This is a genomic window from Hyalangium sp. (genome assembly GCF_045802625.1).
Taxonomy (GTDB): domain Bacteria; phylum Myxococcota; class Myxococcia; order Myxococcales; family Myxococcaceae; genus Hyalangium.
In genome coordinates, this window is the sequence record NZ_JBJMQP010000036.1 from 25,323 (window position 1) to 46,162 (window position 20,840).

At 67.6% G+C, this 20,840-nt stretch carries 23 protein-coding genes and 1 pseudogene; 7 read left to right on the top strand and 17 right to left on the bottom strand.

Annotated elements, in window-relative coordinates; genetic code table 11:
* The first annotated feature begins 153 nt into the window (after positions 1–153).
* Complete coding sequence (locus tag ACJ8AT_RS05750) at positions 154–321, top strand: hypothetical protein (protein ID WP_407736595.1); 168 nt, start codon at positions 154–156, stop codon at positions 319–321.
* A 138-nt stretch (positions 322–459) separates the two neighbouring features.
* On the opposite strand, the gene ACJ8AT_RS05755 is transcribed toward ACJ8AT_RS05750, so the two are convergent.
* The 14 genes and pseudogenes from ACJ8AT_RS05755 to ACJ8AT_RS05820 form a co-directional block, all read right to left on the bottom strand.
* Entirely contained in the window at positions 460–1,311 is an 852-nt protein-coding gene (locus ACJ8AT_RS05755) for a hypothetical protein (protein WP_407736596.1), read from the bottom strand.
* A 74-nt stretch (positions 1,312–1,385) separates the two neighbouring features.
* Entirely contained in the window at positions 1,386–1,925 is a 540-nt protein-coding gene (locus tag ACJ8AT_RS05760) for a hypothetical protein (RefSeq protein ID WP_407736597.1), read from the bottom strand.
* 29 nt (positions 1,926–1,954) lie between these two features.
* Positions 1,955–2,293 carry a hypothetical protein gene (locus tag ACJ8AT_RS05765; RefSeq protein WP_407736598.1) on the bottom strand — a complete coding sequence of 113 codons (339 nt, stop codon included), beginning with the start codon at positions 2,291–2,293 and terminating at the stop codon, positions 1,955–1,957.
* A gap of 482 nt (positions 2,294–2,775) precedes the next feature.
* Positions 2,776–3,134: pseudogene (locus ACJ8AT_RS05770) on the bottom strand (ISKra4 family transposase); the annotation flags it as partial.
* A gap of 410 nt (positions 3,135–3,544) precedes the next feature.
* Positions 3,545–4,924 (bottom strand): serine/threonine-protein kinase, encoded by a 1,380-nt coding sequence (locus ACJ8AT_RS05775; RefSeq protein WP_407736599.1) that lies wholly within the window; start codon positions 4,922–4,924, stop codon positions 3,545–3,547.
* Between the two features lie 43 nt (positions 4,925–4,967).
* Complete coding sequence (locus ACJ8AT_RS05780; protein WP_407736600.1) at positions 4,968–5,531, bottom strand: imm11 family protein; 564 nt, start codon at positions 5,529–5,531, stop codon at positions 4,968–4,970.
* Positions 5,532–5,546: 15 nt separating this feature from the next.
* Positions 5,547–5,900: an AHH domain-containing protein gene (locus tag ACJ8AT_RS05785; RefSeq protein ID WP_407736619.1), complete on the bottom strand. Its 354-nt coding sequence runs from the start codon at positions 5,898–5,900 to the stop codon at positions 5,547–5,549.
* Positions 5,866–6,699 carry a hypothetical protein gene (locus ACJ8AT_RS05790; protein ID WP_407736601.1) on the bottom strand — a complete coding sequence of 278 codons (834 nt, stop codon included), beginning with the start codon at positions 6,697–6,699 and terminating at the stop codon, positions 5,866–5,868. Before ACJ8AT_RS05790 ends, ACJ8AT_RS05785 begins: the two co-directional genes overlap by 35 nt.
* Positions 6,700–6,789: 90 nt before the next feature.
* Entirely contained in the window at positions 6,790–8,031 is a 1,242-nt protein-coding gene (locus tag ACJ8AT_RS05795; RefSeq protein ID WP_407736602.1) for an ATP-binding protein, read from the bottom strand.
* 53 nt (positions 8,032–8,084) lie between these two features.
* Positions 8,085–9,494 (bottom strand): glycoside hydrolase family 1 protein, encoded by a 1,410-nt coding sequence (locus tag ACJ8AT_RS05800; RefSeq protein ID WP_407736603.1) that lies wholly within the window; start codon positions 9,492–9,494, stop codon positions 8,085–8,087.
* On the bottom strand, positions 9,491–10,162 hold the full coding sequence (locus ACJ8AT_RS05805; protein ID WP_407736604.1) for a hypothetical protein: 672 nt from the start codon (positions 10,160–10,162) through the stop codon (positions 9,491–9,493). The genes ACJ8AT_RS05800 and ACJ8AT_RS05805 overlap by 4 nt, the downstream gene beginning before the upstream one ends.
* A gap of 40 nt (positions 10,163–10,202) precedes the next feature.
* Positions 10,203–11,573 (bottom strand): sigma-54-dependent transcriptional regulator, encoded by a 1,371-nt coding sequence (locus ACJ8AT_RS05810; RefSeq protein ID WP_407736605.1) that lies wholly within the window; start codon positions 11,571–11,573, stop codon positions 10,203–10,205.
* Positions 11,555–13,027, bottom strand: coding sequence for a sensor histidine kinase (locus ACJ8AT_RS05815; RefSeq protein WP_407736606.1), 1,473 nt, complete (start codon positions 13,025–13,027; stop codon positions 11,555–11,557). Before ACJ8AT_RS05815 ends, ACJ8AT_RS05810 begins: the two co-directional genes overlap by 19 nt.
* A gap of 121 nt (positions 13,028–13,148) precedes the next feature.
* Complete coding sequence (locus ACJ8AT_RS05820; protein ID WP_407736607.1) at positions 13,149–13,328, bottom strand: hypothetical protein; 180 nt, start codon at positions 13,326–13,328, stop codon at positions 13,149–13,151.
* A gap of 262 nt (positions 13,329–13,590) precedes the next feature.
* Here ACJ8AT_RS05820 and ACJ8AT_RS05825 point away from each other — a divergent pair, with 262 nt between their 5' ends.
* The 4 genes from ACJ8AT_RS05825 to ACJ8AT_RS05840 all read left to right on the top strand — a co-directional run bounded on the left by ACJ8AT_RS05825 (position 13,591) and on the right by ACJ8AT_RS05840 (position 16,166).
* Complete coding sequence (locus ACJ8AT_RS05825) at positions 13,591–14,025, top strand: response regulator (RefSeq protein ID WP_407736608.1); 435 nt, start codon at positions 13,591–13,593, stop codon at positions 14,023–14,025.
* A 154-nt stretch (positions 14,026–14,179) separates the two neighbouring features.
* Complete coding sequence (locus ACJ8AT_RS05830; RefSeq protein ID WP_407736609.1) at positions 14,180–14,938, top strand: hypothetical protein; 759 nt, start codon at positions 14,180–14,182, stop codon at positions 14,936–14,938.
* 87 nt (positions 14,939–15,025) lie between these two features.
* A complete protein-coding gene (locus ACJ8AT_RS05835) occupies positions 15,026–15,853 on the top strand; it encodes a hypothetical protein (RefSeq protein ID WP_407736610.1) in 828 nt (275 codons plus the stop codon).
* A 118-nt stretch (positions 15,854–15,971) separates the two neighbouring features.
* Positions 15,972–16,166, top strand: coding sequence for a CsbD family protein (locus ACJ8AT_RS05840; protein WP_407736611.1), 195 nt, complete (start codon positions 15,972–15,974; stop codon positions 16,164–16,166).
* A 67-nt stretch (positions 16,167–16,233) separates the two neighbouring features.
* Here the strand turns inward: ACJ8AT_RS05840 and ACJ8AT_RS05845 are convergent, their stop codons facing one another.
* Entirely contained in the window at positions 16,234–16,392 is a 159-nt protein-coding gene (locus ACJ8AT_RS05845) for a hypothetical protein (RefSeq protein ID WP_407736612.1), read from the bottom strand.
* Positions 16,393–16,729: 337 nt separating this feature from the next.
* On the opposite strand from ACJ8AT_RS05845, the gene ACJ8AT_RS05850 reads away from it, so the two are divergent.
* Positions 16,730–17,692 carry a universal stress protein gene (locus tag ACJ8AT_RS05850; protein ID WP_407736613.1) on the top strand — a complete coding sequence of 321 codons (963 nt, stop codon included), beginning with the start codon at positions 16,730–16,732 and terminating at the stop codon, positions 17,690–17,692.
* Between the two features lie 104 nt (positions 17,693–17,796).
* A complete protein-coding gene (locus tag ACJ8AT_RS05855; protein ID WP_407736614.1) occupies positions 17,797–19,608 on the top strand; it encodes an ABC transporter ATP-binding protein in 1,812 nt (603 codons plus the stop codon).
* A 16-nt stretch (positions 19,609–19,624) separates the two neighbouring features.
* Here ACJ8AT_RS05855 and ACJ8AT_RS05860 read toward each other — a convergent pair whose 3' ends face one another.
* Positions 19,625–20,473 carry an SDR family oxidoreductase gene (locus tag ACJ8AT_RS05860; protein WP_407736615.1) on the bottom strand — a complete coding sequence of 283 codons (849 nt, stop codon included), beginning with the start codon at positions 20,471–20,473 and terminating at the stop codon, positions 19,625–19,627.
* Between the two features lie 113 nt (positions 20,474–20,586).
* A partial coding sequence (locus ACJ8AT_RS05865) for a hypothetical protein (RefSeq protein WP_407736616.1) occupies positions 20,587–20,840 on the bottom strand: 254 nt, incomplete at its 5' end.

Below are 20,840 nucleotides of genomic sequence, written 5' to 3' on the forward strand. Positions count from 1 at the left end.
GCCGCGGGGTGTTGAGGCTGACGCCTGCCCAGAGCCAAAAGGCCCCGTCCCCTAGCGCGCACCCCATGGGAGGGCGGCCTGGGCAGGCGTGTAGAGCCATTCTTCCAACCGATTGTGCACTTCAAACAGGACCGGGTGAATTTCCGTCGCTGAGTGATCTTCGACACTGCCGGTAATACGAGAAGTGCCGACCCCCAAGAATGTATCGGGCTTGAACGCTCCTCTGTTTGGGAAGAGGTGGGGGTGGAACAGCGCCTGCTCGACACCTTCATGGGGCGGCCCAACGCCACGGTGGAGCGTCACAAGGTACGCCTGAAGTAGGGCCGCTGCCCAGGCACCCACTCCCCCAAGCGGAGGAGGCGAGCTCCCACAGCGGGAGGGACTCCACGAAACCGGATCAACTCCACCTGGCGGATGAGGCGCCTCGCTCAGCCCGGTAGATGCTTCAGGCCCCCAGCTTCAGGGAGTTGTCTTCGTGGAGGCCTGCCCGGAGGTGGTTGGCTGTTTTGCCTTGCGCTTCCCTGAGCGGGGATTCTTTGACTTCTTGGGTTTGTTCGTTTGGGGCTTTGGGGCTTTGGGCTCGGGGGGAGGAGGCGCGAGCCTGTTGAGGCATTCAACGTACGGATCCGGGACGTTTTGCTTGGAAGCCACGACCCGGACCGTTGATTTCGGAGGAGCCTGCTCTTTTTCCGTGCCGGCCGGCCTGGGGGCTGGAAGCTCAGCCGCGACGGCTCGGGCCATGAGAGCCAAAGCCGTAATCGAGACTTCATCGGGGTGCATATTACCCGTGAAGTATTCGCCCGAATAACTGGAGGTCCAAAGCACCTGAGCGCTCTCGCTATCTATCATTCGTGCGCCAATGGTCATTTTGAGTGTCGCAAACGTTTCTTTCCCGTTTGAGTCGAACACGTGCACGATATCGCCCTGCGAAACGTCGTCCAGACTGACTATCAAGATGGCTTTGGCATGAAGTAGGCGTCCAACGCATGGCATATCGCGTTCGACAAGATTCATCACCTGTAGGCTGCGCTCCTTGATGACCTTGTCGAGATCCGATCGAGAGGCGATGGAATACCCCTTTGCGAGCAGCTCGTGAAAAAACTCATCCTCCACGGGCCTTAGAATGACCTTTTGAGTTATGGTCCCGCTATGATCCGTGACAACCACGGCGACCTTCTCATAAAGCCTCGCATCAAAAACCGGAGAGACGGTGGTCTCTACTGGCTTGCCCTGGACAAGCTGGGGAGTGCAATGGATTGACAGAGCCAGAAGCAGAGCAAGTCTCCGCAGCGCCTGGAGAGGGTGAGTCATGGTCATGTCGCTCCTCTATGCCATGCTCTTTCGGGGTGCCGAGGAGATGGCGCAAGAGTTGCTGCGATGCGGGATTAGGGCTTGGGTGCGGACGACGGAAAATCCTTGGCTATGACCTTGGCAACAGTCATCAATTCGGACGACATGGCGGAGGCGTTCACCGGATACGTCCAGTAACTGCCAGTGTAGCTGGAGACCCACATGATCTGCGCCTGGCTTGTGTCTAGAAGTCTTGCGGTGATGCTGAAGGTGTTGAGGGCATGGCCGATGCTTATCAAGAGGATGCCTCTCGCGCGGATCATCTGGCCGATGTGCATCGCGTCGTATTCGGTGATCATCGCCATTTGAAGAGCGATTTCCGAGAGGACGCTATCCATGTCGGAGCGCGCGGCAACTGCATAGCCCTTGCCGAGTAACTCCTTCAGGAAGATACCCTCTATCTGCCTCATCTCGCCGTTCTGTTGGACGCGCCCATCCTGATCCATCACGACGATGGCGATCTTTTCGTAGGGCCGTGCGTCGAAGATCGGCGAAACAGTGGTGCGGCTGGCATGGTCTCGCTCGATGACGCATCCGCCAGCGAGCAAGGATTCAAGGACGAATACTGCCAGCATTCGAAGGGTCCAAGGCCTCCGCCATGAGCTCATTTGAGCCATATTTGCATCTCAGGATTGCTATCGCCTCGGCTGATGGGAGATAGCTCTGCAAGGTCGTACAAGGCGGATTGAACGGCTTTCGCTGTATTGGGGCTTGAGCCGGAATACAGTAGCAGGCCATCGCGGTTGGCGACCTGCTCAGGAGAGACAGCCTGGTACTCGACAATTCCTCCGAGTCGTGACAGTCGAAGGCACATCTTGGCAGCGGTCTGGATGGTGGCGCTGGTAAAGAAGACTCGCACGTGCCTAGTTTTGATCTTTTCCTGCAGTGCGGTGTTGATGGCCCCGGACTGCTCAGCGCTGCCTGCCCGCAAGAGCGCTTCCATCTTCTCGACAAGCTCCTGATCGTCTGGGAGCGCAGGTTGAGGGCGCACTTTCTTTTTGGGCCCTGGACCGGAGCCTGGCTTGATGGCTGGATCTGGAGTCTGTGGATCCGGAGGTGTGGATGTGTGCGGTGATGAGGATGACTGTGGTTGTGGTTGGTTCGAGCAGCCGGTCGCGTCCTTCCCCAAGGCGGTAGTGCACCACCAATTGTTGAGGCTTCTGTTTGTCGCGACCAAGCTCGCGGCCAAGCTTACGAAGAACGGAATAATGATCATCGCTGTAAAGAAAGACCAGAGGATTGCGCGCAACCACGCCGACTTCTTCTGAGGCGACGGCGGCATAGGCGAAGAAGCCTCCATAGGAACCGATGGGTGATTAAGCGGTGTGGCAAGTGTAGGTAATGGTACCTCACCAAGTCAACACGAGAGCGAAGCAACCCTGGATCAATCTTTGCCCTCGCTATGGGGTGTGGCTGCCGTCCTGATCACGCAGCCCGTCGTACCTGAGCGCGCAGGGGAGCGAGGGTGAGGTCCATTGCGGTATCCCAGCAGTCGGAGAGGGCGAGGGAGCGGAGGTCGATGACGTGCTGGCCGCTCTGGTGCTTCCACCTGCTGCCCGGCCGTTTCATACGCACGCCGATGAGGCACTTGCAGGTGGCCTCGACGTTGCTGCTGCCGATGGGCAGTCCTGCCTTTCGGGCATCGGCGTAGTGCATGCGCTCGCCGTGGTTCTCGATGTACGTGAGCGCCTCGTGGACGGGCCGTCCGTCGCCTACCACCACCTCGCGCTGCCCGACTGGTGCAGCTCGCTGGCGATGCGCCAGATGGCGCCGGGCTTGTTGAGACAGAAGATCGCGCAGGCCAACTCGGTCGAACTTCCTGTGGATGTGCACCAAACTCAAATGGGGCTTTAGCAAAATGCACGATTCGGTAGCAGATCGTGCACAAAAATTTAGGCTCGGGCTTCTCCACTTTGAGCAGGGGAGCCACACAAAGTGCGGGAGAGCCACGGAACTGGGGCAAGTCTACCCGGTTCTGAGAACGAAGAGGATGCCGCGCAGAGCCGCTCAGTCATCTGCGTATGGGTGCCTGCTGCTGGGCCACCGCATGCCGGTCCTGAACGTTCAGGAACAGACCTGCCGGTACCGACCAGTCGGAGCGGCCCTGTTGGTACTGACCGGTCAGGAGTGAACCCCGCTGATCTATACAACCTGCCCCGTCGTTTCCGAGGACCCGATGTGATGGGTCAGGTCCTCACGGATTCTTCAGGGGTTCGGAGGTGGGAGGATGCTTGCGCCCGGGAGGGATGAAGGGCACGTAGCAGGTGCCCTTGAACATCTGGCCGCCGAGTTCTTGGCATTTCTCAGGCTCCCACTCTGCCCAGCACGCTCCGTTGAGGGCAACCAGCCACTTGCGAGGGCAAAGCCCCTTCCCGTCGGGCCGTATCTGTCCTGGTTGCGGCTCGGGCAGAGTGTCCTCGCTCATCCCCTCATTCGTCGAGCCAGAGGGCGGCTTGTCCAGGGCCGCGACCGTTGCGGCTTCCCCGAGCCCTGTGGTGCCTGCATCCGCGGAGCCGGGCCTCGCGGGCTCGGCGCGTGCCACGGAGGGCTGCTCCAGAAGCTCATGGGAGACCGTCCGCCCCAGCCAGACGGCCAGAGCCAGCCCCGACGCTGCCGCTGGTATCCAGAGCCATGCGCGCCTCCGAGGCGCTCGGATCCTGAAGGGTTGCCGGGAGTGTCTCACCGGTGAGGCGGGCTCCAGCTCCCGCGCCAATTGCGCCGCGGTGCCGCGCTGCCCGGGGTGCACCGAGAGCAGGCGCAGGATGAGGTTGCGCAGGGAGGGCTCCACGTCGGGGCTGCTCAGCAGCGCCCGAGGCTGGCGCACGCCCTCCAAGTGCCAGGTGCCTTGCTCATCCCGGAAGGGCTCGGAGAGCTCCGGGTACTCTCCGGTGAGCAGTCGGCACGCGGTGACGCCCAGGGCATAGAGATCATCCGCGGCACAGGGCCTGTAGCGAGCGGTGGTGCTGCCGTGGAACTGAATCTCGAAGAGCCAGGACTGTGGAGAGCGGTAGAGCGGAGTGCCCGGAAAGCCCATGGCCGGGGTGAGAGCGGCGGCGCCCGGGTAGAGGCCGGTGCCGAAGTCCATGAGCATGGCTCGGTCATCGGAGCGGCGCACCAGGACGTTGTCGCCCTTGAGGTCTCGGTGGAGGGCGCCTTGAGCATGGAGGGTGGCCAGCGCCTGAGCCAGCTGGCCCAGCCAGCGCCGCACCCGCTCGGCGGCCAGCGGCTGAAGCCGGGCCTGTTCATACAAGGGCTCGCCGTCCACCCACTGCATGACAAGGAAAGGATGGAGCGTGCCAGCGGGAGATGGCCAGGAGCCCTGATCCACCAGGCCCGGGATGCTGGGGTGGTGGCAGCGGGACAGCAGCGCCCCCTCGCGGGCGAAGCGAGGGTCGTCCGGGTGCAGTGCCAGCTTCAGGGCCACGGGGGAGGCGTGTTCGTTGTACCGGTGCACGGCGCGGTAGACGGCGCCGTTTGCGCCGCGGCCGGCCCAGGCCTGTACGCGCCAGGACCCGATCACCGTGCCCGGAGGGAGCGCCGCGGGGTGGAGCGCGAGGGGAAGGGGGCTGTCCATGGCGTGCGTGGAGCAATGAGGCGTCGTGCTCTGACGCGACTGCTCAGACCTCCGTGAATCTCGTGCCCGTAGCGCCCATGCGCTCTAAAGCATCTTTGATCTGCCCGGAGACGATGAGGGCGACCTCCCAGCCCTCGGGGCGGAACACTTTGGCGTTCCCTACCTTGGCCCTGTCGATGCGCAGGCGATCCACGCCCATGTATTGCCCGACCTTCTCGGGAACTCCGTGCTCTGGCGTCCAGAAACTCACCTCGGACACCGCTTCGTCGATGCAGCGAATGAGGCGTGTTACCACGAGGACGAGGTATTGATCCGGTTGGTCCTTGATGTCCGCAGGGATGAATTGCACATCGCTGGGGGCCAATTCTGACAGCATAGAGGCTACCTTGATGTGGACAACGGGAATGCCCAATCCTGCCTCGGAGAAGTCCAACGGCCTGCCCGCAATCTCGATGGGGATCTTCAACCGTCCCTCCACATGCACGGGCGTTCCTTTCGTGAAGTCCCAGTCGTGGACCTTGCGGCCCCGCTTGCCGATGGGGGTCTTCAGATGCCAGCGGTGGGGGACATAAACATCGTCGGACAGATCGAAGAAGCGCCGGGGCATGGAGAAGTTCTAGCGTCATTGCCCCAGGGTGACGAGCCGGTTCAACTCCGTGCCGGGTGTGGCGATCTTCCGGGCAAGTTCATCCAGCGCGGGCAGTAACCGTGCTCGGCATGCCGCGATGCTGCGACAATCCCCTAGCGCTTCCCGCAAGCGCTTGTAGACGAGCTCATGATACCGCTGCGGATGAGGCCCCTTGTGCCCCTCGATGGGCACGATGTTTTCAGTGTCCTCCAGCCGCATTCCCGCCCGGGCGTAGAGTTCCCGAAGCCTGGGGGTCCACGGGCCACCACGCAAGGCAGAGATCTCATTCGCGTTGGTTCCGATGTGGTGATTCTCAACCCGGTTCCGGCGCCCACCGCGCGCTGCCATGGCCACCGCGCCCGGCGCCAGGGCCACGCTGAAGCCCTCGTCCGTCACCGCCACCGACTCCACCGCGCCCACCTCCGACAGCAGCACTCCTTCCTGGCTGGCTGCCTGCATCGACACTTGCGCGGAACCGGGCAACGACCCAGAGCACGAGCGCCGCGGTGGCCCATGCGGCCACGAACTTCGTCACAGGCTCGGGCAACGCGAGCAAGACCAGCAGTGTGACGACCGTTCCAACCGCTGCTTGCAGAACGGCCCGCATGCTCACCATCTCTCCCAGCGCCTTCTGGAACTCCTCCAGCACGGGGCTTTTGCTCAAGGCCATGGCCAGCATGTAGCGGCCTTGCATGTCCAGGTACTTGCCGCCCACGAGCGCGCCTCCCAGGCAGTCGCCCTCGAAGCCTTGGGCGCTCCGGCACCACGCCTTGTACCGGCTGACGAGCTTCTGCTCCCCCTCCGTCAACGCCCCTTTCAGGGGCACGCCCGACTCCAGAGGGATAAGCTTTCGCTCTCGGAGCAGGTAGAGGTAATCCCCGTACAGCGCGTCGAGTTGAAACAGGCGCTCCACTGTCTCACGGGGTGAGCCCGTGAGGCGCACCTGGCGCGCCAGTCTCCGAAGGGCCGCTGTCACTTCCTCCGGCGTCACCTCCACCGGCTCCACCGTGGCGGTGCGGGGGATGTGAAGGAGGGTCTCTCCCTCGGCGCCGGTTTCCATCCGCACCACTTGCGGAGTAGCGCTGCACCCGACCAGCAGGGCAAGGAACAGCGCTTCGGCCTTCCAGAGAATCCGCCACGGCCTCATGGGCACTCCTTCTTGTGAGCAGGGGCTCAGGTGAGGAGGCCGCCCCCGCGATTCACAACACCCCAAGCGGAGTGGGCCGCGGGGCCGGGCTCAGGGGCCCTTCGGTCCCGCCGGCGAGGGGCGCCGCATCAGCTCCGCTGCCACCTCGGGCAGGCGCGGCAGGCTCACGGTGAAGGCGGTGCCCTCCTCGAGGTTGGAGCGCACATCGATGGTGCCCCCGTGCGCGTGGACGATCTCCTGGACGATGTAGAGCCCCAGCCCATAGCTCGTCTTCGCCGTGCGCGAGGCCTGCGGCCCACGCCGGAAGGGCTCGAAGATGTGGGGCACCAGCTCGGGCGGAATCGGCTTGCCCTGGTTGTGCACCTCGAGCACCACGCGCTCCTTCTCCCCGCGCGCCCACAGCCGCACCGGCGTGTCCGGCGGGCTGTACTTGAGCGCGTTCTCCAGCAGGTTGGACAGCACCTGCGCCAGCCGGTCCGGATCCCACGTCCCCTGGACGTCGTCTCCCTCCACCTCGAACACCACGGACCGGTCCGGGTACGCCACGCGGAACTCGTGCGTCACCTTCTGGAGCAAGTCGCGCATCTCGCACCGCCGAGGCTCCAGGGTAATCCCGCCCCCCAGCCGCGCCCGCGCGAAGTCCAGCAGCAGCCGCGTCAGCCGCTCAATCCGCAGCGCCGCCGAGGTGATGCGCTTGAAGGTGCGCTGGTTCTCCTCGGGTGGCGGGCCTCCCACCGCCATGATGCGCGCCCAGGAGATGATGGCTCCCAGCGGGCTGCGGATGTCATGGCTGACGATGCCCACCAGCTGCTCCTGGAACTCCACCGCGCGCCGGGACTCCTCCTCCAGCTGCAGCTCGCGTGTCACGTCCCTCAGCGTGCCCAGCACCCGCGTGGCCTTGCCGTTCTCGGCCAGCACCCGCACCTTGGCCCGCATCCAGCGCGGCGCCCCCGTGGGCACGTAGACCTGGAACTCGGCCTCGAAGTCCGCCGGAGCCTTCAGCGCGGCGGCCACCTGCTGCGCGAAGCGGGTCCGGTCCTCGGCCAGCACCCGCTGCAGGAAGGCCTCGTACGTGTCTCCCGGCCCTCCCGGCACGCCTCCGAGGAGGGAGTCGATGTTCTCGGACCAGCGGATCCGCCCAGCCTGGACGTCCCAGTCCCACAGGCCGAGCTGGCTCGCCTCCAGGCTGAGGCGGAGCTGCTCGCGCAGCAGGGCCAGCTCGGGCGCCGGGGCGGGCTCCGTCACAGCCAGGGTGGGCTTACCCGAGGCCGGGGCAGAGGCCGGGGCGGGTTCGGTGCGCCTGGAGCGCTTCTTGGCGGGAGGCTCGGACATTCGGGGGTCAGATCATCCTAGCGGCAACGGAGCCCTGTGTGCGCCTGGGAAAGCTAGGGACTGGGCGCCAGGCCCAGGTTGCGCGCAATTTCCTGGAAGGTGGCCACGGCGGGCGTCTCCGTGCGAGTCTTCTCCGGGCTTTCCAGGTCCACGGAGAACAGCCCGAACTTGGGCGCATACCCCTCGGCCCACTCGAAGTTGTCCAGCAGGCTCCAGTGGAAGTACCCGCGCACCTCCGCCCCTTGCGCCACCGCCTGCTCCACGGCGTACACGTGGCTCTGGAGGTAGTAGGGCCTTCGCTCGCCGCCGCGGTCCGCCATGCCGTTCTCCGTGACGATGAGGGGCAGGCCGAACTTCGCGTATCGCATGAGGAAGAGGTAGAGGCCTTCCGGGTAGAGCTCCCAGCCCAGATCATTCCTCTCCCGGCCGCGAGGCACATATTGGCGGGACAGCGCCGGCTCGCCCAGGTACTGCCGGACATAGTCCCGGGTGTAGTAGTTGAGGCCGAAATAATCGATGGAGCCCTTCAGGCCGGCCACCTCCCGGTCGAGCGTCACCTGGCCCGGCACGGAGAGGTGGATGCGGCCGGTGCGCAGGGCCTCCGGCACGCTCTCGTTGAAGAAGGTGTCGGTGAGGGCCGCCACGGTGAGGTCCGCCGTGGAGCCGGTGGCGGGCTGGAAGACGCGCACGTGGTGGGCCAGGCCGATGCGCGTGGCGAAGCCATCCCCGTCCGCGTCCACCGTGTCCCGCTCGCGCAGCTGGCGGGCGGCGCGCGCATGGGCCTCCATCAGGTTGGCGAGCACCGTGGCCGTGGCCTTCATGTCCTTCTTGCCTGGAGGCCACTCGCCATTGAGGTAGCCGAGCACCGCGTACACGTTGGGCTCGTTGATGGTGCACCACCAGTCCACGTCCCCGCCGAGCGCCTCGGCCACGCGCGCCACGTACGCCTCGAACAAGTCCACCGTGGCGGGGTTCTCCCAGCCGCCCGCGTCCATGACCCAGGTGGGCAGGGTGAAGTGGTAGAGCGTCACCAGCGGGGTGATGCCCTTCTGGCGCAGCGTGCGAGCCCACTGCTGGTAGCGCGCCAGGGCCGCCTCGTCCCACGTGTCCGGCGTGGGCTGGAGCCGGGCCCACTCCACGCTGAAGCGGTAGGCGTTGGCGCCCAGCCTCTCCATTAGCCGCACGTCCTCGTCGAAGCGGTTCCACGAGTCCGTGGCCGCCCCGGACACCGAGTCATCCTTGATATGCGGGCGGCCATCCGGCCACTGGCCTCGCTCCCACACGGCCCAGTCGTTCTGGTTGCCGCCTTCGATCTGATGGGCGGCGGTGGAGGTGCCTAGCATGAAGCCCGTGGGCAGGCCCTTACCGAGGGGGGCCGCCTTCACCACGTCCGGATCAAAGCTCGGCCGATCCCCGCACGCGGCCAGCAGGACGGGCAGGGCGAGCAGGAGCCCGCGGCTCATGACTTGCCTCCCGGGCGCGAGGACGGAGGGTTGCCCACCAGTCCGAGGATCAGCATGGCGCTGTGGGAGCTGCCCACGCGGAAGGCGAAGCCATCCACCAGGATGCCCGCTCGAGCGGAGAGGGGGATGCGCGCGGAGGCCTTCACGCCCAGGGGCAGCACGTACGCCAGCCCCACCGGCCCGTACGAGACGCCCACGTGCGCGGGCACCATGCCCGCCATGTCCAGCAGGCCCGCGTCCAGCGCCACCGCTCCGAGCCGGTAGAGCCCCCTCACCGAGGGCAGGAAGGTGACGATGGGCGTGGAGGGGTACGCCGCCTGGAGCACGGGGCCGGCCAGCACGCTCCAGCGCTCGCCGGTGTAGCCCAGGCGCACGCCGAGGTTGACGCTGGGGCCAGGGCCGCCGCTCTCCAGCGGCGTGAGCGACACCAGCGCGGCCTCCACGGTGAAGCCGTTGAACAGGTAGTGCCCTCCGGTGAGGCTGGCCAGATAGAGATCATCCCAGCCTCCCCCAGCGAAGGAGTAGCCCCCTCGGAGCAGGCCCCATTGGGAGTGGATCTCGTTCGTGAGGGCCCGCGGCGGTGGCTCGTAGGGCAGGACGCCCGAGCCGTCCTGGGCGCGGGCGCTCACACCCGCGGTGAGGACGAGAACAAGGAGCAGGAGACGCATGGAAGGCCGGCACGATACCCTGAGCAGCCCCTGGAGCGCCTCAGGCCTTCGGCTCTTCCTCCGCGCCCCGGTGGAGCTTGCGGTAGAGCGTCTTGCGGTCCACGCCGAGGATGCGCGCGGCCAGCGTCCGGCTGCCGCCCACCGCCTCGAGCACGCGGTGGATGTAGCGGCGCTCCACCTCCTCGAGCGTCACCAGCTCGGACATGTCCGCCACCTCGGGCAGCACCTGGGGCGCGGTGTAGTTGCGCACGCGCTCGGGCAGATCCTCCACCGTGAGCTGCTCGAAGGTGGTGAGCGCCACGGCGCGCTCGATGCAGTTCTGTAGCTCGCGCACGTTGCCCGGCCAGCTGTAGGCCAGGAGCTTCTGCGCCGCCGCGGGGCTGAGCCCCAGCACGCGCTTGCCCGTGCGCGCGGCGAAGTGCTCCACGAAGTGCTGGGAGAGCAGCAGCACGTCATTGCCTCGGGCGCGCAGCGGCGGCAGCTCGATGTTGATGACGTTGAGCCGGTAGTACAGGTCCTCCCGGAAGCGCCCCTCCTCCACCGCCAGCTCCAAATCCCGATTGGTGGCGGCGACGATGCGCGCGTCGAACTCCACCTCCTCGTTGCTCCCCAGCAGCCGCACCTTGCGCTCCTGCAGCGCGCGCAGCAGCTTGGGCTGGAGCCCCAGCGGCAATTCGCCCACCTCGTCCAGAAAGAGCGTGCCGCCGCTGGCCTGCACGAACAGGCCGGTGCGGGTAATCCGTGCGTCGGTGAAGGCGCCCTTCACGTGGCCGAACAGCTCGCTCTCCAGGAGCTGCTCGGGCATGGCCGCGCAGTTGATGGCCACGAAGGGGCCGGTCCGGCGCCGGCTCCGGGTGTGGAGCGCCCGGGCCGCCACCTCCTTGCCCGTGCCGCTCTCGCCCGTAATCAGCACCGTGGTGTCCACGTCCGCCACCCGGTCGATGAGCGTGTAGGCCTGACGCAGCGCGATGCTCTGGCCTATGAGTCCACCGGTCTCTCCACCTTGATCGAGTGCCTGCCGCAACCGTCGCACCTCCTCTCGGAGCGCCCGGTGTTGCACGGCGCGTTCCAACACCAGGACCAGCGCGTCCAGGTCCACCGGCTTGGTGATGAAGTCATAGGCCCCGGCGCGGATGGCGGCGATGGCTGTCTCCATGCTGCCGAACGCGGTGACGACCACCACGGGGATGTCCGGCCGGTTGAGGACGATGCGCTCACACAGCGCCAGCCCGCTCATGCCCGGCATCCGCAGGTCCGTGAGCACGGTGTCGAAGGTCTCGGTGGCCACCAGCGCCAGCGCCTCGTCCCCCGTCTCGCAGGCGCGCGGCTCGAAGCCCCGGCGCGCCAGCCCCTTCTCGAGCATCACGCGCATCTCGCGCTCGTCCTCGACGATCAGGACACGGCCTGGCATGCGGTGTTGCCCCCTGGCAGGTAGATGGAGAAGCAGCTCCCACGCCCGAGCTCGCTGCGCACGGCGATCCACCCGCCATGGTCCCGGATGATGCCGTAGGACACGGACAGCCCCAGCCCGGTGCCCTCGCCCACGTCCTTGGTGGTGAAGAAGGGCTCGAAGATGTGGGGCAGCACCTCGGGGGAGATGCCCTCGCCCTCGTCCTCCACGTCCAGCCGGACCCAGTCCGCCTCGGGGCCGCCCACGTCCGCCGGAGGCGTGGCCCGGGTGGGCTCGGCGCGCACCCGCAGGGCGCCGGGGTTCTTCATGGCCTGCAGCCCGTTCATCACCAGGTTGGTGAGCACCTGTTGAATCTGCCCGGCATCCACCTCCAGCATCAGCGCCTCGGGCACCTCGGGGGTCAGCTTCACGCCGCGCTTGTAGGCCATGGGCTGGAGCAGGCTCAAGGTCCGCGTGACGAGGTTGAAGAGCTGCTCCGGGTTGCGCTGGGGCGCCCTGCGCCGCGCGAAGTCCAGGAGCTGGCGGATGATGCGCGTCATCTGCTGCGCCTGCTGGGAGATGATGCGCGCGCACTCGCCCACCTCCTCGCCCACCGCCTCGCCGGAGGAGATCATCTTCGCCCGGCCGAGCACCACGTTGAGCGGGGTGCCCAGCTCGTGGGCCACGCCGGAGGCCAGCTTGCCCACGGTGGTGAGCCGGTCCGCGTGGCGCAGGTGCTCGAGCGTGGCCAGGCGCGCCGCCGTCTCCGCGGCGATGTCCTCCCGGGCGCGCTGGAGCATCTCGCCCATCTGGTTCATCTCCAGGGCCAGCGTGTCCAGCTCGTCGCGCTGGTGGAGCTGCACGCGGGCCTCCAGCTGCCCCTCGCCAATGCGCCGGGCCAGCTGCACCAGCTGATCAATAGGGCGGCCCACCAGCCGGTTGCCCATGGCCATGGCCACCAGCAGGAACGCCCCGGCGATGGCCAGCGTGGCGATGGTGGTCCCCACCACGGTGCTGCGCACGTGGCGGCGCTCTTCAATGAGGGACTCGGAGACCTCGATGGCGCCCTGCCGCTCGCCGACCGACACGGGGATATAGGTGCGCAGCACGCCGGGGGGCTGGCTCAGGTCCGTCAGCGCCTCGTCCTCTCCGTCGCCGAGCCGCTCCAGCATGGCCGGGGAGAGGGTGGACAGGGGCGGGTGGTCCGGCGCCTCATCCAGCCACACCCAGCGCAGGCGGACCTGCTCCTGGAAGCGGTTGGTCTGCTCGAGCAGGGAGAGCGCCTCGGCCTCCCCCTCCTGCTGCCACGCCTTGCCGATGGAGCCAGCCACGGTGTGGCCGATCAGGCGGTGGTCATGCCGCATGTCGACGGCGGAGCGCGCCAGCTCTCGCCTCACCTCCAAGGTCTCCATGGTCGCCAGCACGGCGATGGCGAGCAGGGCCAGGGCGAGGGTGATCTTTCGCGCGAGCTTCAACAGGTCCTCGGGGGGACGGACGCGAGGGCACCTGGGGAGGCACCCTCGCGGCCTGTCACGGACTCATCCATCCGTGCGCGAGGCAGGAGCGCACGGACCCGAGAGCGAGACAAGCGCTGAATTACTTCATGCCGCCCTGGTCGGCCGCAGTCGGGGCCTTCTTGGACTTGGGGGCCTTGGGAGCCTTGGGGGCCTTGGCCTTCTTCTCGGTCTTCTCGGCGGCGGGCTTGGAGTCCGCAGCGAGCGCGCTGACGGAAGACAGGGACAGGGCCAGGCCGAGAACGAGCGCGGTACGCTTCATGGATTCAATCCTTTGGTGGGAGTCAGGCCCGCGGGAATGCGGGACTGGGCAGGGCTAAAGCAGCCCCCGTGCCAGTGCTGGGTTCTAGCAGCCCCGAGCGGGGCGGACCAGAACCCAGCACGGAAGGCCCGCAAACCCTGGGGCACATTGCCCCGTGAGGCAGGATGCCCCGGAGCTTCAAGAGGGCTGTGGCCCGGGGGAGCCGCTGGCATGCGAAGTGCTCTACGCAGGAGGGAGCCTTCATCTCTCCGGGTGTCCTCTCATGGCGGCAGCTCCCACGGCGGTACCCCCCTCCTCGCGGCGGGGGTTGCGGATCATCCTGGCCGAGGATGACGACGCGATGCGGGTGATGATCCAACAGGTGCTCACGCGAGCGGGGCACACGGTGGTGGCGGTGGAGGATGGCTTCGAGCTGGCGGACTACCTGGAGCTGGTTCGCTCGGGGGGTGGGGTGGAGCTGCCGGATCTGATCCTCTCGGACGTGAGGATGCCGGGGCGCACGGGGTTGGAGGTGCTGGCGCAGGTGCGGCAGATGGGGATGACGTGTCCGGTGTTGCTGCTCAGCGCGTTCGCGGACGAGCCCACGCGCGAGGAGGCCCGGAAGCTGGGCGCGAAGGCGCTGCTGGACAAGCCCGTGGACATGGACGAGCTGAAGGCTGCGGTGCTGGCGGTGAGCGTCCCTTCGCCCGGCGAGTGAGCGGTCCGAGCGTCCGCTTTCGTGGACGGGCCTGTCCACGCCGCGAGACTCCTCGTTTCTCGGCCGCCGGGTAAGTGCTTGGAATGACGGCGGTTTGTCTTGGTCTGGATCCTGCTCTGGGGCGATGCACCACTCGCGGCACCCGGAGGCACCCATGGACCTGGACGTGTTGAGGAAGATCACCGTTTTGCCGAACCCCCCGCCGAGCATTCCCCCGGCGATGACGCTCGAGCAGGCCCAGGAGGCCATCCTCCAGTGCCTCATGCAGGGCCCGGCGGGCCACTACCGGATCGGCAAGCTCTACAACCATATCGTGCGCAACCGCCTGGCCGTGAGTCAGGGCTACGCCACCACGCGCCGCTACTTTCGTCGGCACGTGCGGGTGCTCTCGCAGTCGACGCTGACGATGTACGGCGCGGTGGCGCGCCAGTTCTCCCTGGAGGAGTGTGAGAAGTACGGCATGGCCAACCTCGGGGCGCTGCTGGAGTACGCGAGGCTCTCGTGCACGCATGTGAGCTGGCGTGATCCGGGCTCCACGCCGGTGTGGATTCCTCGCAAGGGCGGGCTGGAGATCAGCAAGCCCTTCGCGGACTGCACCGCGGAGGACTTGAGGGATGCCATCAAGGCCCGGCGGGCCTGGCCCGGTCAGGGGCGGCTGGAGCCGGAAGAGAAGCCGGTCGAGGCCTACCTCGAGACGCTCCAGCAGCACTTCGAGGAGAACACCCAGTTTCCTCCGAAGATCGACGCGCGGGTGCACAACCGGCGGCTCCACGTGCGCATCCGCCACCTGCGGCTGTGGGAGCTGGGGCGGCTGCTCGAGGCGCTGCGGTCCATCCTCAAGCCCGCACCGCCAGCGCCTCCCCAGGTGCCGCCGCTCGCGGGGCAGGCCGCCGCACGGGTGAGCACTGGCTAGCCCTCCCTCCGAGGTGGAAGGGGCTCGTCCCCGAGGCGTGCCCCTTCCTCGGCCCGAGGGCGCTAGGCTGAAGCAGGAGGTGTCCACGTGCTCTTCCTTGTGCCCGCCGCGCTCGGCGGTCTCGTGACGACGCTCGGGCTCGGGCTGAAGCGGGTGTTGGAGGAGCTGGCGCCCCCGGCCTTTCCGGAGGGCAGTCCCGCCCGGCAGGCCTGGGCTCGGCACCAGGAGGCGGTGAAGGCGCTGAGAGCCTCGCGCCAGCACTTGAAGGAACTCGCCCGCGTCTACGCCGAGCGGCAGGGGCGGGTGCTGCGCGAGACGGTGGAGCCCTTCCGCGCGCTGCTGGAGCGGCTGGAGCGCTGGGAGCACGCGCGGGCCGCCGAGGTGCTGACTCCGAGTGGCACGTCCGCGCTGAGCACGCTCCCTCTGCACCCCGTGTCCCAGAGCGCACGCCGGGCCTGGGCGCTGCTGGGCGTGGGCGCGGTGGAGCCGCCGTTGCTGGCGCCGGTGCTCGAGTGGCTCGACCGGGGCTGGCTCTCGGAGGGAGCGCCCGGCGTGAGGATGGATGGCGTCTCGCTCTATCCAGCGGCGGCCTGCAGCCCGGGGCCCGAGAATGAGGCCGAAGCCCTCCGCGCCTTCGAGGCCGCGTGCGAGCTGCTCGGCCGCGCCGTGGCCTTCCTGGAAGCGGCGCACGTGCGGCTGGAGGCGCTGGACGCGAGGGTGGCGACGCTCCACGGCCGGGCCTCCGCCCAGCTCGAGTACCTGGACGCGGCCAGCTTCGAGGAGGGCCGCCCCGAGCCGAGAGATCGCCTGCTGCGGCTCGGTGTCCTCATGGGTGCGCTGGCCGAGTCCCTGCGGCTCCCCGTGCTGACCGCGAGCGGTGGGCTCGCGCCGCTCCCCGAGCCCTTGCCGGACTGAGCCCCGCCTCCGAGGGCTGGCGGGCGTACGAGGGCTCGGCTCCTGTCAGCCTGCGAGTGAGTGCCCAGCTTTCCCTCAGTCAGGGCGCAACACCGCGCAGCACGCAAGGAGGAGCACCATGGGTGAGTGGACCGACAAGGTGAAGGGCAAGGTCAAGGAGACCGCGGGCGTGGCGACGGGCGACCGGGAACTCGAGGCCGAGGGCAAGGCCGACACGCTCAAGGGCAACGTGAAGGAGAAGGCCGAGGACGCCAAGCGGGTCATCAAGGACGCGGTGGAGCCGGACCGGAAGATTCACCGGGACGAGCCGTAACCTCACACCGGCATGGGGGGGAACGAGGGGCCGTGGGTCATTGTGCTGCCCGCGGCCCTTTGTGTTTTCAGCGGTGGCGCTCGCAGCTGCAGGCCACCTCGAGGAACGTGGTGGACTTGCCGCTGACGAGAGCCCACAAGCAGCGCATCAGGCAGCTGGCGCCAAACTCCCGGTAGATGAGACCCAGGTTGGCGACCACCTCTCGACCTGTGATGACCCCGCGCATGGCTGCTCCCCCTTCTACGCCCCCGCTCTGTCACCGCGGGTGCTTCAGCTCTGACACCCCAGCTCTCTGCAAAGGTCTGGCCGACCTTCGGCTTGGCGCCGGGCCTCGGCGTGTCGCTCAGCGAACGTGGCAAGGCGGCGATTCCGCGTTGGGGCATGCACGCCTGCCTACGCTCAAGTGCGCGGAACTGCGCACAGTCCTGTAATTCCTTCAGGCAGGGCGTGGACTGGAGGACGGAGCCTTTGGCTGTGCGAGCAAGGGAGCGGGCTGTGCCCGAATGTGTGGCGGCAACGTCTCGCAGTCGGAAGCTTGAGAAGAGGGGGAAGGGAGGTGCGTGATGGCCGGAACTTCACAACACAACTCAGGGACCGCGGCCGCTTCGCCTCCGTTCCTCGAGCGGCTGCTGCACGCCAGCCAGAAGAGCCGGGGCCTGACGCGGCTGCTGGTGGCGACGGATTTCTCGATGGGCGCGGACCTGGCACTGGCGCGGGCGCTGAGGCTGCCGGTGGGAGAAGGGGCCTCGTTGACGCTCTTCCACGCGCCGCGGCCGGTGCCGGGGCGGGGAGAGCCCGGGGACATGTCGCTGGAGGAGCGGTGCCTGAGGCGGGCCGCTGGGGCCGCGCGCCGCAGGCTCCACGAGCGAGAGTCCGTGCAGGTGAAGGAGGAGCTGCGGGCTGGAGATGCGGTCGAGGAGGCGGTGGGGGTGGCTCGGCAGCAGGAGGTGGAGCTGGTGATCGCCGGGCGTCCGCATGTGCCTCGGGGCCAGGAGCTGTCTCGGCGCGGCGCCACGGTGCGAGGCATGGTGCGCCGGCTGGAGGCGCCGCTGCTGGTGGTGAGCGCGCACCCGGCGCGGGCGTATCACCGGCCGCTGGTGGCGGTGGATCTCTCGCAGGACTCGCGGCGGGCGCTGGAGCTGGTGCTGCGGCTGTGCCCTCCGCCGGTGGGAGTGGACGTGCTGCATGTGCCCGAGCCCTGCCTGTCGCAGGGGCTGTGGCACGCGGGGATGACGTCGCGGGAGCACTGGCTGGCGGTGCGGCAGGAGCTGGAGCTGGCCGCGCGCAAGGCGGTGAATCACTTCCTGGCACCCTACCGGGAGCTGGGCCGGGACTGTGAGATCTCCATCCGCTGTGGCGAGCCGCTGGACGAGGCCTTGCTGGCCGAGGCGGCCGAGCGGGGGGCGGACCTGCTGGCGGTGGGGATGAGCGGCTCGGAGGAGGGGCTGTCGCGGACGGGGGTGGTGGAGCAGATGGTGATGAGGGCCAACTGCGACGTGCTGGTGGCCAAGGCTCACCCCTTATGAGGGGGCTCGGCACTCACGGGCGAGCGGACGGAGCGCGGATCGATTAGTAACGGGGAATCTTGGCTCCACCGCTCGCTTCCCCTCCGGCCTCCCTCAAGTCCCGCTTGAAGAACGCGGGCAGTCTCTTCAAACAGCTCCCGGGCACGTTCCGGCTCTTCTGGCAGTCCGGTCCCCGGCTGGCGGTGGTGCTGGGGGCGCTGACCCTGGTGGCGGCGGTGCTGCCCGCGGGCATCGCCTACGTGGGCAAGCTGATCATCGACGGCGTGGTGACGGCGGCCAAGGGCGGGGGAGACCCGGCGCTGCGCACCCGGGTGATGGAGCTGGTGGGGCTGGAGTTCGGGCTGATGCTGGGCTCGGCGCTGGTGGAGCGCAGCCTCTCGCTCACGCGCGAGCTGCTGCGGGCCAACCTGGGCAACCTGCTCAACGAGCGCATCCTCCAGAAGGCGCTGGAGCTGGAGCTGCGGCACTTCGAGGACTCGGAGACCTACGACAAGATGCAGAACGCGCGGCGCGAGGCCAGCAGCCGCCCGCTGTCGCTGGTGATGCAGGTGTTCACCATTGGCCGCAACGTGGTGACGCTGTCCACGTACGCGGTGCTGCTGGTGTCGCTGTCGGCCTGGAGCGTGGCGGTGCTGGTGGTGGCCTCCATTCCGGCGTTCATCGCGGAGGCGCGGCTGGCGGCGGAGGGCTTCCGGCTGTACTCGTGGCGCGCGCCCGAGGGCCGCAAGCTGAACTACCTGGAGTGGATCCTCACCCGGGACAACCACGTGAAGGAGGTGAAGCTGTTCGGGCTGGGGCAGCTGGTGCTGGGGCGCTACCGGACGCTCTTCCAGAAGTTCTTCAACGAGGACCGGGCGCTGGCGGTCAAGCGGATGGGCTGGGGCCTGGGGCTGGGCGTGCTGTCGCTGGGAGCCTTCTATGGCTGCTACGCCTTCGTGGCGAACAAGGCGGCCTCGGCGGCCATCTCGGTGGGCGACATGACGATGTACCTGATGGTGTTCCGGCAGGGGCAGGCGGCGTTCCAGGGCATCCTGTCGAGCCTGGGCTCCATGTACGAGGACGCGCTCTTCATGAGCAACCTGTTCGCGTACCTGGACATCCCCACGGGAGCCGAGCGGCCCCGGCTGATGCCGCCCGCGAAGCCGCCGCATGGGCGCAGCAACTCCATCGAGCTGAGGGAGGTGTCCTTCAGGTACCCGGGCAAGGAGGCGTGGGCGCTGCGGAGCGTGAGCCTGACGTTGAAGCCGGGGGAGAAGCTGGCGCTGGTGGGCGAGAACGGGGCGGGCAAGAGCACGCTGGTGAAGCTGCTGCTGCGGCTGTACGAGCCGACGGAGGGCAGCATCCTCTATGGCGGCGTGGACCTGCGGGACATGGACGTGGAGGATCTGCGCGGCCGCTTCGGAGCGGTGTTCCAGGACTTCGTGCGCTACCAGTTCAGCGTGGCGGAGAACATCGGGCTGGGGCACGTGCCGGCGCTGGAGGATCGCAACCGCATCATCCAAGCGGCGGACCTGGGCGGCGCCAGCCCGGTCATCACGGCGCTGCCGCAGCAGTTCGACACGATGCTGGGCGGGTGGTTCGAGAAGGGGCAGGAGCTGAGCGCGGGCCAGTGGCAGAAGCTGGCGGTGGCCCGGGCGTTCATGCGCGAGGACGCGGAGGTGCTCATCCTGGATGAGCCCACGGCGAGCATCGACGCGGAGGCCGAGCACGCGCTGTTCGAGCGCTTCCAGGCGCTGGCGGCGGACCGGATCGCCATCGTCATCTCGCACCGGTTCTCGACGGTGCGGATGGCGGATCAGATCGCCGTGCTGCACAACGGGCAGGTGGAGGAGCTGGGCAGCCACGACCAGCTGATGGCGAAGGACGGGCGCTACGCGCACCTGTTCCACCTGCAGGCGCGCGGCTACCGGGACTGAAGCGGGGGCCGCGCGCTCAGGGCGCGGCCTTGTTGACGAGCTGCTCGGACACCTCCCACAGCCGGGCGCACGCCATGGGGTTGCGTGCTTGCCTCTTCGGCCTGCGCTCCTTGCGCTTGATGAAGTACTTGCCGGTGACGCCCTCCACCTCGGGGCTCGAGGACAGCCAGATCAGCGTGTCCGCGCCCTGCTCGGAGGTGAGCATGAGAGGGCCGAACAGGGCGATGAGGAAGTTCATGAGGCCGCTCGGGTGCTCCTTGCCGAAGCTGGTGGCCACGATGCCTGGGTGCACGCAGTTGGCGGTGACGCCGGTGCCCTCGAGCCTCCGCGCCAGCTCGAGGGTGAACATGATGTTGGCCAGCTTGGACTGGGTGTAGGCCCACTGGTTGAAGAAGCGCTTCTCCTTCATCAGATCGTCGAAGTCGATGCGGCCCAGCCTGTGGCCCTCGGAGGTGACATTCACCACGCGGGCGGGGGCGCTGCGCTTGAGCAGGTCCATCAAGTCCCGCGTCAGCGTGTAGTAGCCCAGGTGGTTGAGGGCGAAGGTCATCTCATAGCCGTCCTTCGTCACCAGCCGCTTGCCGAAGAAGGCGCCCGCGTTGTTGAGCAGCACGTCCAGCCGCGAGTGGCTCGCCGTGTACTCGCGCGCCACGCGGCGGACGTCGGCCATATAGGACATGTCTCCGAGGAGGCTGGAGATGTTCGGGTTGCCCGTCGTCTGGCGCAGGAGCTCGACGGTGTGAGCCGTCTTCTCCGGGTTGCGGCCGACGATGACCACGTGCGCGCCCTGCCTGGCCAGCTCCCGGGCCGCGATCAGGCCGATGCCGTTGGTCCCACCGGTGATAAGGCACTGCTTTCCATCCATGCGGCTGATGTGACACTCCTTGAACGCAAGGCCCGGCAGCGTACCTCGGCCTGGAGCGCCGGAGGGAACTCCTACGGTGCTGATCCCTCAATCCCCGAAGCAACGGCGGGGCGTCACGGAAGCGGCTTGGCCACGGCCTTGGGCATTGTCTCCAGTGTCTTGAGCCGCGTGCTGGCCAGGGAGTCCACGCTGTTGATGTCCGGCTTGGCGCTCTTCGCCCGCGCGTAGGCGGACCGGGCCTGCTCCAGCAGTCCGTAGCTCTCGGCGATCCGTCCCACCACGTACCAGTCATAGCCCGCCAGCGTGTTCGCTCCCTCCAGGTCCAACGACTTGAGCAGGAACTGGCGCGCCTCCTGGCCCTTGCCCA